This is a genomic window from Flavobacterium anhuiense (assembly GCF_900101855.1).
Lineage (GTDB): Bacteria > Bacteroidota > Bacteroidia > Flavobacteriales > Flavobacteriaceae > Flavobacterium > Flavobacterium anhuiense.
In genome coordinates this window covers 426,250-438,313 of record NZ_FMVC01000005.1, presented here as the reverse complement: position 1 = coordinate 438,313, position 12,064 = coordinate 426,250, and the positions used below count along the sequence as shown (strand labels likewise).

Genomic DNA, 12,064 nt, shown 5'->3' with positions numbered 1-12,064 from the left:
ATGAAAAATAAAATCAACTTTGGAGCTATCATAGTATATTACGTAATTGCTGTTGCTTGCAGATATGCTGCCGTAAAAACCAATTTATTATCTGGAATAGAAAATCCGTATTTAGTGATTTTGCTTCGCGGTGTTGGTCCTGCTTTAGGAGCTTTGGCTGCAATCAAAATATTCTCACTTCACAATCCAATGTCTTTAAAAGGAATATACAAAAATGCCATTGTTCCTTTTGCCATATATTGGCTACTCCCTGCTGTTTTAATTGCAGGAGTTTATTATGTTACCATTGGAAAATCCCCAATTTTATTAATGTTTACCGTTCTAGCTTACGGGCTTTTGGAAGAAATCGGATGGCGAGGATTTTTACAGGAACAATTAAAATCACTTCCTAAATTTACTTCTATAGCCATTATTGCTATTCTCTGGTTTGCATGGCACTTAAATCTGGAAACCACTCCAAGTAACATGATTTTTCTTGGAATCATTTTCTTTGGAACTTGGGGAATCGGAAAAGTATATTCTTCTACAGGATCATTGCTGGCTGTGGCAGGAGTGCATTCGCTAAACAATTTCTTTCGCAATGGTTTGCATGAAACAGAACTTACGCTAATCGCAATTTTATTAGTAATCTGGATTGGTTTTATTATTCTTTACAACAGAAAATACAAAACCGCTGTAAATCCAGCTTAACTTAATTCTGCAGGCAAATGAGATAGTTTCTGCAGAAACTAAAAGAATAATTTTTTCACGCAGATTTAGCAGATTTTAAATCAGTGAAAATCCCTTAATCTGTGGCAAAAAAAACAGCGCAAACTTTAAGATTTGCGTTATTTTTTTTTAATTAAGCCTTTCTGTTGTTTCCATTCTTAAGCAGTGCTCACTTCCTAAATAAAGCGGGTTTCCATGTTTCTCTGACCAAAAACCGTCTAAAACATCTTTAGTGATACACCTGTAAACTACAACACCTTTATAAATTTTATTGTCGTCGCCTTTATAATTGAAATTAATTACTAAAATATTGTCTTTAAAGAAACCTGTACCTTTTTGCTGACGCGAATTGATAACCCAATTTGCTTTAATTCTATTGTTTTTGTCTAAAGTTAAAGCCAAAACACCTTTGTATGTTATCTCATTGCTTTCGTCCTGATTGCTTCCCGAAACCGAAAAAGTGCCTACTAAATCTTGTATTGTCATTTATGAAATCTGCTATTTTTTGGCAAAAGTAAAAATTATCTTTTAAATCAACTTTATCACGTTTTTTCCAGCCAAAAGTTGTTTCAACTTTTTAAGATAAAGGTTGAAATTTTGTTAATTTCTTATCGAATTAAGTAAAGTCCGTTTAAGATTTTATAACTAAATTGGTAGTATGAGAACAAATCCCGATGTACTTATTATTGGTGGCGGTCTTGCTGGTCTTGCAGGCGCTTTACACTTGTCCAAAAAAGGATTGAAGGTTGTTCTTATCGAAAAAAACACCTATCCAAAACATAAAGTTTGCGGAGAATATATTTCAAATGAAATTCTCCCCTATTTATTATGGCTTGATATTGATGTTTCAAAATTGCATCCCGCCAGTATTTCAAAATTCGAATTTACGGCACAAAATGGTAAAACTGCAAAAACCAGACTCCCTTTGGGCGGTTTTGGAGTTAGCCGTTATGAGTTGGATCATTTTCTATTTCAAAAAGCTGTAGAAAATGGCTGTACTATAGTGACAGAAACAGTTACGGATATTTCTTTTGAAAACGACATTTTTACCATTACCACTTCAGAAGAAATGCTTTCTGCAAAAATAGTTCTGGGCGCTTATGGCAAAAGATCCAATATAGATCAGGTTTTGTCAAGAGATTTTATTTCTAAAAAATCGCCGTGGCTGGCTGTAAAAGGGCATTATTCTGGAAATTTTGATGAAAAACTTGTCGCTTTATACAATTTTCAAGGCGGTTATTGCGGTGTTTCAAAAGTTGAAAACGGCATAGTAAACATTTGCTATCTAGCCGATTTTGAAACTTTTAAAAAGTATAAAAACATTGAAGAGTACCAAAAATCTGTACTTTATAAAAATAACAAACTCAAAGCTGTTTTTGAAAATAGCACTTCCCTATTTGAAAAACCATTAACCATAAGCCAAATTTCATTTGACAGAAAAGAACCTGTAGAAAACCATATTCTAATGATTGGCGATACCGCAGGATTAATTCACCCCATGTGCGGCAACGGTATGGCAATGGCGATTCACAGCGCAAAAATAGCCTCTGAATTGGTATTGGATTTTTATTATGGAAAAATAGAATCAAGAAGCGAATTGGAAAAAAAGTATATTCAAGAATGGAAAAAGCATTTCAGTAAAAGATTATTTTTTGGGCGTCTATTAGCCAAAGCATTGAAACACAAAAATTTCACGCATGTAATGACAACCATTGCAGCGTCGATTCCGTCGTTACTTTCAGTCATTATAAAACAAACACACGGCCGCCCCATAACAATTGAATAAATGAGTGTAAACACCAAATATAGAACCGAAGAAATTGAAATCATGGACGATTTTTCGCTTGAAGGCGAAGAATTGATCGGCGCTTTAGATCAGATTGCTTCTATCAATCAATTACTTGGAGGCAATAAATTAACGCTTCACGGCATAAAAAAACTTTTAAAAAAGACTGATATTTCAAAACCGATAGTAATCGCAGATATAGGATGCGGAAATGGCGATATGTTGAGAATGATCGCGAAACATGGAAAAAAGCGTAATCTCAGCTTTAAGTTAATTGGTATCGATGCCAATGCTTTTACCATTAGTTACGCCGAAACATTGTCTAAAGATTTTCCAAACATTGAATATCTCTGTATGGATATTTTTAGCGAAGAATTTGGCCTTTTAAAATATGACATTGTTTTGTGTACGCTTACTCTACACCATTTTTCAACAAATCAGATTGAAGAAGTAATGGATGTTTTAAACAAAAATGCTTCAATCGGCATTGTAGTAAATGATCTGCACAGAAGTAAACTGGCTTACCGATTATTTGAATTGATTGGTTTTGTTTTCAATCTCAATGACATGTCTCGTAATGATGGACTAATTTCAATTCTGAAAGGATTTAAAAAGAAAGAATTAGAACATTTATCCAAAAAATTAAATTTAAAAAACTATTCCATAAACTGGAAATGGGCTTTTCGCTACCAGTGGATAATTACAAAAATATGAGTGTCAAAATAATCACAGCAGTTAAACAGCTTCCACAATATTCGAGAACAACAGAAGAAATTCTTCCGCTTGTCGATGTGTGGCTTGAAGGTCAGGAAGAACGTTTCATCAAAAAAGTAAAAAAGATATTTGAAGGTGCTTCTGTAGATAAACGCTATTCTATCATGGAGCCTTCGGAGGTTTTTACTGCCACTTCATTCGAAGAAAAAAATGATATTTATAGCCGTGAAATGATCATTTTAGGACATCAGGTTCTAGAAAAAGCATTAGAAAAAACAGGCTGGGATCCGAAAAGTTTAGATTACATTATTACGGTAAGCTGTACCGGAATTATGATTCCTTCGCTTGACGCTTATCTGATTAATAAAATGAAATTACGACAAGATATTGTTCGTCTTCCTGTAACCGAAATGGGCTGTGCAGCTGGAATATCGGGAATTATTTATGCGAAGAATTTCCTGAAATCAAATCCGGGCAAACGTGCTGCTGTAATTGCTGTAGAATCACCAACAGCCACTTTTCAGCTCGATGATTTCTCGATGCCAAATATTGTAAGCGCTGCCATTTTTGGAGATGGTGCCGCCTGCTGTTTATTATCATCAAAAGAAGACGATTTTGGCCCCGAAATTCTCGACGAACAGATGTATCATTTTTATGATGCCGAACACATGATGGGCTTCAAACTAACGAACAGCGGATTGCAAATGGTTCTGGATATAGAAGTTCCAGACACAATTGCTTCTCATTTTGGAGATATTATTCATCCTTTCTTAAAACAAAATAATTTAGAAATAAAAGATATTGACCACATGATTTTTCACCCAGGCGGGAAAAAAATCGTCACCACCGTCGAATCGCTTTTTGCTGGATTGGAGAAAAATATTGATGATACAAAAGAAATCCTGAGAAATTATGGCAATATGTCGAGCGCTACCGTTTTGTACGTTCTGGAAAATATTATGAATCGAAATCCAAAAAAAGGAGAAAAAGGCTTAATGCTAAGTTTTGGCCCAGGATTTTCGGCACAAAGAGTTTTATTGCAATGGTAATTTGAAAGTTTATGAAATTAGATGATATTATCGCACAGCTTCCGTACAGCAAACCTTTTTTGTTTGTGGATGAATTGCTTCATGCTGACGAAAATGGTGTGACAGGAACTTATACATTTCGAGAGAATCTGGACTTTTACAAAGGGCATTTTAAAGATAATCCTGTAACTCCGGGAGTTATTTTAACTGAAACTATGGCTCAGATCGGAATGGTTTGCTTGGGAATATTTCTCTTAGGAAATGATTTGGGAGAAAACACCGTAATCGCTTTTACTTCTGCCGATATGGAATTTTTAAAACCCGTTTATCCTAATGAAAAAGTAACGGTAACTTCTGAGAAATTGTTCTTCCGTTTTGGAAAATTAAAATGCAATGCGGTAATGAAAAATGAAGCTGGACAAGAAGTCTGCAGAGGTGTTTTGGCCGGAATGATAACAAAGAAACTATGAAAAAGAGAGTGGTAATAACAGGTCTCGGAGTTGCTGCACCAAATGGTGTTGGGGTTCCCGCATTTACTCACGCACTGCAAAACGGAATTTCGGGCATCAGGCATGATGCACAGCTTGAAGAACTGCAATTTTCTTGTCAGATTGCGGGTCAGCCACAAATATCTGAGGAATTAAAATCACAATATTTTACAGAACTTGAACTTCGCGGATTTAACAGCACTGGCATTTTGTATGGTGTTATTGCAGGTTTAGAAGCTTGGTATAATGCAGGATTGCCATTAAACGAAAATCCTGATTGGGACAGCGGAGCTATTTTTGGCTCAGGAACATCAGGAATAGATAAATTCCGCGAAAGCATTTATAAAATTGATGAACTGCAAGTACGGAGATTGGGAAGCACTGTTGTTGCACAAACTATGAACAGCGGTGTAAGTGCCTATCTTGGCGGCAAAATCGGATTAGGGAATCAAGTTACAACCAATTCTTCGGCTTGTACGACTGGTGCTGAAGCTATTTTGATGGCTTATGATCGAATACAATCTGGGCAGGCAAAACGAATTTTGGCTGGAAGCACATCTGATAGTGGGCCTTATATTTGGGGAGGTTTTGATGCGCTTCGTGTTTGCTCATCCAAATTTAATGATAAACCCGAAGAAGGTTCAAGGCCCATGAGCGCTACGGCAGCAGGATTTGTTCCTGGAAGCGGTGCTGGAGCTTTTGTTATTGAAGATTTGGAAACTGCTTTAGAACGTGGAGCAACAATATATGCCGAAATTTTGGGCGGAAACGTCAATTCGGGCGGACAAAGAGACGGCGGAACTATGACGGCTCCAAACAGCACGGCGGTGCAAAGATGCATTAAAACCGCTATTGAAAACGCAGGAATCCATCCAAATGAAATTGATGCTATAAACGGGCATTTGACAGCCACAACAAAAGACAGTCTTGAAATTGAAAACTGGACAAAAGCATTAGGGAGAAATGGCGCTGATTTTCCGTACATTAATTCTCTAAAAAGCTTAACAGGCCATTGCTTAAGTGCTTCTGGAAGTATTGAAAGCATTGCCACTGTATTACAACTTCATGAAGGATTTTTATTTGGAAATAAAAATTGTTCCGACCTTCATCCAGAAATTGCAACGCTTATCGACCCATCAAAAGTTCTTTTAGAAACTATTAAAATCAACCCCAAAATAATTGCAAAAGCCAGTTTTGGTTTTGGCGATGTAAATGCATGTATATTATTTAAAAAATTTGAAAACTAACATGGACAGAACAGAACTTATCAAGGAATTAAAAGTAATTATCAAGCCTTTTGCAACTAACAAAGAAGCTTTTGAAAATCTGACTGAAGAAACGGATTTTATTAAAGATCTGAATATCAATTCAGCCAATCTAGTTGATATTGTACTGGACATTGAAGAAAATTTTGATGTCGTGATCGATAATGCCGATATGGAACGCATGCTTGATGTAAAAACTGCTGTTGAAATCATTGAAACCAAACTAGCCGAAAAATGATTGGCAATGATGTTATAGATCTTGCACAGTCGCGTATAGAAAGCAATTGGCAAAGAAAAGGTTTTATAGAAAAGCTTTTTATAGCCGAAGAACAGCAGTATATAAATGATTATGATAAGCCTGAAACTATGGTTTGGCTTTTATGGAGCATGAAAGAGGCTGTGTACAAAATTTATAATCGCGAAACCAAAATACGAGAATTCAGTCCCAAGAAACTTTCTTGTTCTTTAGATTTTATCAATTGTAATCTCGCATTGGGTAAAGTAATTTGTAATGAAAATAGATATTATACCAAAAGTATATTTTCTTTAGAAAGCATTCACACAATTGCTGTAAACAATTTGAAGAATATAAATAATGTGGTTGAAGTGGATAGCAAAGAAATGATAAAAGATGAAAATGGCATTCCATACTTAAAGACTGCTAAATCGGTACAAGACATTTCAATCAGTCACCACGGAAGGTTTGAAAAATGGGTAACCATCAGAATATAAAACCTTTTTTAATTTTGAATAAAAGCAATAATTATAAGAAAAAACTTTAATTTTGACTAAAATTATATTCTAAATCTTATTCGCTAGCATTTAAAATCTATGAGAATACTTTTTACTAAAACTGTATTATTTTTATTGTTCTTATCTTTATTTTCATGTGAAAATAAAAAACCTAAACCTGTAGCAAAACCAACATATAAAGCAGGCGTAATTTTATCTTTTGATGATGCTTACGTTGACGAATGGTCTGAGGCAGACCAAGCTTTACGAAAGTATTCCTGGAAGGCTACTTTTAACGTCTGTCGAATAGATTCTATTGGAGCGCCTGAAATTAAAACGCTTTTAGAAATGCAAAAATATGGCCATGAAATAGCCGGTCATGGTTATCATCATTACAATGCTGTTAAGTTTACGAAACAGTTTGGCATTAAGGAATACATGAAACAAGAAATCGATCCTATGATTATTTCCATGAAAAAGAAAGGTTTCGATGTCACTTCTTTTGCTTATCCATACGGAGAAAGGTCAGATTCGTTAGATCAGGCTTTATCTCCTCTGTTCAAAATTATTAGAGGAAGAGCGTTTGGCGGTGAAATTCCAGAGAAACAGGACAGTTACTTCAATAATTCAGAAATTGTATTTGCTTTTGATATTGACAACAGCCATATTCATTTCAGCATTCCATATGTACTTGAATTATTAGATTACGCCAAAAAGAACAATAAAATTCTGCTTTTATGCGGACATAAACCTGTAAAAGAAATTACTGAAAATTATCAGGTCAAAATAGAAACTTTAGAATTCATTTGCAAATACATGAAATTGAATGATCTTAAATTCTATAAACTTTCAGACTTAGACAATTTGGTTCCGCCTCAGCTTTAATGCTAATATTTGTGCTTATCAAATAAAAAACAGTCCTTTAACCTTTAATCTTTTTTTGTATTTTTAATCATTCCTAAGCTTTTCTATTACTTGATCTAAAATGCTAAAAGAAAAAACATCCAGAGTTTTATTTTTGATAATCCTTATTCTTTCTGCGGTTCCGACTTGTTATGGACAATATAAGATTTCGGGATATATTGATGCTGAACAGAAAAACAAAACAGTTTATTTGAGTCTGCTGAAATATGATGAAGAAACTATGATTACCGAAAATCAGATTCTTTTTTCAACAGAAACAGATGAAGATGGTTATTTTGAATTTAAAGGACAGCTTTTATCCGAAAAAGACAAATTGTACCGCATCCATTCCAATATCAATACGATCAAAGGACTGCAATTGGTAAGCGATAATGAGAAAAGCAATTATCATAACTTTATTTTTTCAAACAGAGATACGATTTATTTTCCAAAATCTGGCAACAATTGGTTTAGCGAATCCCAAAACAGTAATTTGGCCGATAAAAAATGGAGAAATTTAAAATCTTTCGAGGAACAGTTAGAGAAAAATAATGCTCAAATCAAAAACAAGGAAGCGCAACAACAGGCCGTAAATGATTTTGCAGAAAAAGTAAAATCATATACCGAGAAAAGCATTAAACATCCTCTGCTCAAACTTTTGGCTTTTTCGGACATTAAACGAAATGATTATAACATTAAAAACGACTTTGAAAAAGATGATGCGTTTTACGATGGTGTTTCAAACTCACTCAAAAACTATTATGGTGAGGCATCATACTATCTTCAATATCAAGACGAACTTTCAAAAATTTCTAATGTCATTCTACAGCAAAAATATGCCTTTCAGCGAACGCTGAATTACTTTTTAGGTTTTCTAGTATTGGTTTTGGCTGTTATTTCAGCTTTACAGTTTAAACGATTAAAATTGCTTCAGCCAAAACAAAATCAATTTGGGGTTTCAAATTTAACTCTGACCAATCAGGAAGAGAAAATTGCCAAGCTTATTTTAGAAGATAAAGCAAACAAAGAAATTGCTGATGAACTTTTTATTTCACTGAGTACGGTAAAAACACATATTCGAAATCTTTATGCTAAATTGGATGTTGCAAATCGTCATGAATTGGCTTCTAAACTGAAAAATCATCCTTGGAATTAGTCCCAAATTCAACCTCTGCATAACTGATTTTCAAAATTGTCCAATCTAATTTTGTTTCCGAAATCTTAAATCAATCGGAAATGAAAAAAAATCTTTTATTACTAATCTTCATTGCAATCTTTCAATTTTCTGCCGCCCAAGAATCAGCAAAAGCTCTTAAAAACAGGCAAAATATTCAATCCTGCCTTTTGGAAGCAAAAGAACTTTTAGAAAAAGAGAATGGGAAGCTTTGGGGAAAACGAATCTGGAACGACAGCATTATTGTAATCGACTTTGACCATTCAATTTATAGTTTGGTAAAGCTACCTAATAGCAAAACCGACAATGGTATTTTATTTTCTAAAACTATGGAACCTAATTCGCTTGTTTTTGTTAATACCACTCAGAAATATGAAGGGAAAGAATATGCAACTGTTCTCAATAATTATCTGGACGATAAAAGTGCTACGATTATTCATGAATTATTCCATTTACTGCAAATGAAATCCCGAAAGTTTAACGGAAATCCAATTGAGTATCTCGACGAAACCAATGCGCGTATTTTATTGCGATTGGAATATCAAGCATTAAAAAATGCTTTGAAAGCGGTAATCCAAAAAAGAAAAATGAATGAGGTTGAAAATTATTTGAAAGATGCTGTAATTTTTAGAAAAGAAAGACAACAGCAATATTCAAAATATTTGAATGATGAATTGGAAATTGAAACTTTGGAAGGTTTGGCAAATTATACTGGTTTTGTTCTCTCTTCTTATGATAATAAATATGAAAAGGCATTAGAAGAAATTAATCAGCGAGAAGAGGCTAAAACGTATACCAGACCTTTTCCTTATGCCACGGGCCCAGCTTACGGATTGCTTTTTGATTGCTTAAACATATCCTGGAGAAAAGGTTTAGATAATATTTATAATTTCACTGATATTTATGAAGTTATGTTTTTAAAATCAAAATTAACTATCAATAAAAAGCAATTAGAATTAGCCAAATTAAGAAATAATTTTACGGAAATAAATAAACAGGAAATTGCCCGAGAAGAAGAACAAAAAAAGCTAATTTCGTATTATACTGATTTACTAATTAACAAACCGACTCTTAAAGTTGCACTTGCTGATATTGACCATTATGGGCGCACTTTTAACATGAATGGAACGATGACTTTAAACGATAAAGGAATTGTGTATTCGAGTATTAAAGGCCGTGATAAATCAGGAAATAACTTTGGAAGTTTTGCAACAGTTTACGGTAATAATCAATTGGGAAAAGCTGGCATTTTAAGTTATGATAAAGATGGAAAAACTTATTTTGTTTTTCCGCTCCCGTCTAAAATTGAAGGAAGAAAAGTTATAAGCGAATTTTATGAAATAGAACTAAATCCAGACTGGAAAATTGTAAAACAAGATGATGGAAATATGGAAATTGTCAAAGAATCTAAAAGCTAATTTATATTTTTCTTAAAATAGAACGAGCTTCAAATTTTTGAAGCTCGTTTCTTTTATAATAAGGTATTATCATCATCAGGATTAAAACTGCCCTTGTCAGGATATTTTATACTTCCCTTTAATTCTTCCACACGTTTTGGGTCAAATTTCGGAAGCTGTAACTCATTACTTTCTTTCCATTTTTTAACTGTTTCTGTAACCTCATTTCTTTTTTCATCAGAAACAGGAGTATCTCTGGTCATATAAAGCGTCTGCGATGGATAAGCCAAAGCTGTACCGCTTTTTTCTATAATATCCATCATTCGCAGTAAAAGATCTTCTTGGACTTCTTGCGATGTTTCAAAATTTACAGCTTCAATATAAGCGGTAATCTCTACTTTTAAAGCATCTGCTGTGATACCAGTAAAACGAACAATTGGAGGAGAATTTAAAACAGCGGGATGTGCATAAAGCAAAGATTTTATTTCCACCAGCAGATAACGCATCTGGTCTGGACTTGTTTCCATTCTAAAACCTAAAATCGGATTGAAAATAAAGCGATCGCGATGTGCATAATTCTCTATTTTACTAGCCGATAATTGTCCATTTGGAATTGTGACAATAGTTCGCGCTGCAGTACGCAATGTTGTAGAGCGCATGCCTATGGATTCTACGGTTCCTTTTATATCATCAACTCGGCAGTAATCGCCAACACGCAATGGCTGGTCTGCAATAAGGCTTACGCTTCCTACAAAATTTTCTATTGTTTTTTGTGCTCCCAGAGCCAATGCAATCCCCCCAATTCCTAGTGCAGCTAGACCGGCCGTAACATCAACTCCGATAATTCCTAATAAGGCAATGATTCCGATTACTACAATCGCCGCTTTCATAGTACGGCTTAAAAATAAAACCGCAGATACTGCAGAAGCACGCCCTCGATTGCTCATCCTGCTTCGTGTATACATGCTTACAAAATCGGTCATTCTCCAAAGCAAGATTAAAAAAGCTAAAATTCCGATCGTAATTATTATAATGCTAAATCGCTGGCGGACAATTATTGAAATTCCCATTCGCTGGGTAAATGCAACGAATAAAATTACTGTCAAATACATCTGAACAGGCAATGTAAATGCATCTATAATTGCGATTCCTTTTTCAGTATCTGCCTTTTTCCATATTTTTTGAATCAGAAAAATAAGCACAAAAATGAGCAGTCTAGAAAGCAGATATGTTACAACAGCCATTACTACCACAACTCCCCAATGTCCAATAGGAACATTTCCTAATTTTCTGTCTTTTAAAAATTTGGGTAAAACCCTATCTAAAAAAGTTTTTTCACCGCTCACATCTGCTCCACGAATTGCCTCTACAGTTTCTGCAGAAAAAAGCCATAATGCCGGCTCGCTATCATCTGACTGATTTTCTAAATAAAGCTGTATGTCTATTTTATCTGTGGATATATTTCCAACCAAATCTATACCCGTTGTGAGATTATCGTCTAAACGTCCTAACTCTTTATTGCTGAGAATAGATGACGGCGAGAAATTACCTCCTTGATCCAACAGCTGCTGGAAAGTTTTTGCAATCTGTATTCTTTCGGCTGTTTTACGATAAGAACGCTTGCTTAGAACAAGATATTGACTGGCACGCAGATAATTCTGATCGCCAAGCGCTTTAATGAACCCGTTGACAGTTCCTTGGGGTGTCCTTCTTCCTAGTGAATCATCCGGAATCTTAACTGGTTCTTCTGTTGTAGTCTTTGCGCCTCCTAAAAGCTGTGCTTCTGCTGTGAAGGGCTTTATCAAAACCAAAATCAATAAGAAAAAAAACAATAACCGTTTTGTACTTGAAATCATACTCTATCTGCTT

General features: G+C 34.6%; 13 protein-coding genes. 11 read left to right on the top strand and 2 right to left on the bottom strand.

Going from position 1 to position 12,064, the window contains the following annotated elements:
• Positions 1 to 690 carry a CPBP family intramembrane glutamic endopeptidase gene (locus BLP44_RS15635; protein ID WP_091134347.1) on the top strand — a complete coding sequence of 230 codons (690 nt, stop codon included), beginning with the start codon at positions 1 to 3 and terminating at the stop codon, positions 688 to 690.
• Between the two features lie 147 nt (positions 691 to 837).
• On the opposite strand, the gene BLP44_RS15630 is transcribed toward BLP44_RS15635, so the two are convergent.
• Positions 838 to 1,194 (bottom strand): prenyltransferase/squalene oxidase repeat-containing protein, encoded by a 357-nt coding sequence (locus tag BLP44_RS15630; RefSeq protein WP_091134345.1) that lies wholly within the window; start codon positions 1,192 to 1,194, stop codon positions 838 to 840.
• A gap of 172 nt (positions 1,195 to 1,366) precedes the next feature.
• Between BLP44_RS15630 and BLP44_RS15625 the strand changes: the two genes are divergently transcribed.
• From BLP44_RS15625 to BLP44_RS15580, 10 genes are all read left to right on the top strand, one after another.
• Entirely contained in the window at positions 1,367 to 2,494 is a 1,128-nt protein-coding gene (locus BLP44_RS15625) for an NAD(P)/FAD-dependent oxidoreductase (protein ID WP_091134343.1), read from the top strand.
• Positions 2,495 to 3,208 (top strand): methyltransferase domain-containing protein, encoded by a 714-nt coding sequence (locus BLP44_RS15620; protein ID WP_091134341.1) that lies wholly within the window; start codon positions 2,495 to 2,497, stop codon positions 3,206 to 3,208.
• Positions 3,205 to 4,257, top strand: coding sequence for a type III polyketide synthase (locus BLP44_RS15615; protein ID WP_091134339.1), 1,053 nt, complete (start codon positions 3,205 to 3,207; stop codon positions 4,255 to 4,257). The genes BLP44_RS15620 and BLP44_RS15615 overlap by 4 nt, the downstream gene beginning before the upstream one ends.
• Before the next feature lie 11 nt (positions 4,258 to 4,268).
• A complete protein-coding gene (locus tag BLP44_RS15610) occupies positions 4,269 to 4,706 on the top strand; it encodes a 3-hydroxyacyl-ACP dehydratase FabZ family protein (RefSeq protein ID WP_091134338.1) in 438 nt (145 codons plus the stop codon).
• The gene (locus tag BLP44_RS15605; RefSeq protein ID WP_091134336.1) at positions 4,703 to 5,971 is read left to right on the top strand and encodes a beta-ketoacyl-[acyl-carrier-protein] synthase family protein; all 1,269 of its coding nucleotides are present in this window, start codon (positions 4,703 to 4,705) and stop codon (positions 5,969 to 5,971) included. The genes BLP44_RS15610 and BLP44_RS15605 overlap by 4 nt, the downstream gene beginning before the upstream one ends.
• A gap of 1 nt (position 5,972) precedes the next feature.
• On the top strand, positions 5,973 to 6,227 hold the full coding sequence (locus BLP44_RS15600; protein WP_008469108.1) for an acyl carrier protein: 255 nt from the start codon (positions 5,973 to 5,975) through the stop codon (positions 6,225 to 6,227).
• On the top strand, positions 6,224 to 6,721 hold the full coding sequence (locus BLP44_RS15595) for a 4'-phosphopantetheinyl transferase family protein (protein ID WP_091134334.1): 498 nt from the start codon (positions 6,224 to 6,226) through the stop codon (positions 6,719 to 6,721). Before BLP44_RS15600 ends, BLP44_RS15595 begins: the two co-directional genes overlap by 4 nt.
• A 99-nt stretch (positions 6,722 to 6,820) precedes the next feature.
• Entirely contained in the window at positions 6,821 to 7,606 is a 786-nt protein-coding gene (locus BLP44_RS15590) for a polysaccharide deacetylase family protein (RefSeq protein WP_091134332.1), read from the top strand.
• A gap of 100 nt (positions 7,607 to 7,706) precedes the next feature.
• On the top strand, positions 7,707 to 8,780 hold the full coding sequence (locus BLP44_RS23220; RefSeq protein ID WP_317040791.1) for a response regulator transcription factor: 1,074 nt from the start codon (positions 7,707 to 7,709) through the stop codon (positions 8,778 to 8,780).
• A gap of 80 nt (positions 8,781 to 8,860) precedes the next feature.
• Complete coding sequence (locus BLP44_RS15580) at positions 8,861 to 10,216, top strand: hypothetical protein (RefSeq protein ID WP_091134331.1); 1,356 nt, start codon at positions 8,861 to 8,863, stop codon at positions 10,214 to 10,216.
• Between the two features lie 53 nt (positions 10,217 to 10,269).
• Here the strand turns inward: BLP44_RS15580 and BLP44_RS15575 are convergent, their stop codons facing one another.
• Positions 10,270 to 12,051, bottom strand: coding sequence for a mechanosensitive ion channel family protein (locus BLP44_RS15575; protein ID WP_091134329.1), 1,782 nt, complete (start codon positions 12,049 to 12,051; stop codon positions 10,270 to 10,272).
• Positions 12,052 to 12,064 lie beyond the last annotated feature (13 nt).

What these genes read in the sequence shown, in the direction of transcription:
- BLP44_RS15615 (WP_091134339.1), top strand. Translation starts at nt 3,205, where the DNA reads ATGAGTGTCAAAATAATCACAGCAGTTAAACAGCTTCCACAATATTCG.
- BLP44_RS15620 (WP_091134341.1), top strand. Translation starts at nt 2,495, where the DNA reads ATGAGTGTAAACACCAAATATAGAACCGAAGAAATTGAAATCATGGAC.
- BLP44_RS15630 (WP_091134345.1), bottom strand. Translation starts at nt 1,194, where the DNA reads ATGACAATACAAGATTTAGTAGGCACTTTTTCGGTTTCGGGAAGCAAT.
- BLP44_RS15575 (WP_091134329.1), bottom strand. Translation starts at nt 12,051, where the DNA reads ATGATTTCAAGTACAAAACGGTTATTGTTTTTTTTCTTATTGATTTTG.
- BLP44_RS15580 (WP_091134331.1), top strand. Translation starts at nt 8,861, where the DNA reads ATGAAAAAAAATCTTTTATTACTAATCTTCATTGCAATCTTTCAATTT.
- BLP44_RS23220 (WP_317040791.1), top strand. Translation starts at nt 7,707, where the DNA reads ATGCTAAAAGAAAAAACATCCAGAGTTTTATTTTTGATAATCCTTATT.
- BLP44_RS15635 (WP_091134347.1), top strand. Translation starts at nt 1, where the DNA reads ATGAAAAATAAAATCAACTTTGGAGCTATCATAGTATATTACGTAATT.
- BLP44_RS15610 (WP_091134338.1), top strand. Translation starts at nt 4,269, where the DNA reads ATGAAATTAGATGATATTATCGCACAGCTTCCGTACAGCAAACCTTTT.
- BLP44_RS15600 (WP_008469108.1), top strand. Translation starts at nt 5,973, where the DNA reads ATGGACAGAACAGAACTTATCAAGGAATTAAAAGTAATTATCAAGCCT.
- BLP44_RS15625 (WP_091134343.1), top strand. Translation starts at nt 1,367, where the DNA reads ATGAGAACAAATCCCGATGTACTTATTATTGGTGGCGGTCTTGCTGGT.
- BLP44_RS15595 (WP_091134334.1), top strand. Translation starts at nt 6,224, where the DNA reads ATGATTGGCAATGATGTTATAGATCTTGCACAGTCGCGTATAGAAAGC.
- BLP44_RS15605 (WP_091134336.1), top strand. Translation starts at nt 4,703, where the DNA reads ATGAAAAAGAGAGTGGTAATAACAGGTCTCGGAGTTGCTGCACCAAAT.
- BLP44_RS15590 (WP_091134332.1), top strand. Translation starts at nt 6,821, where the DNA reads ATGAGAATACTTTTTACTAAAACTGTATTATTTTTATTGTTCTTATCT.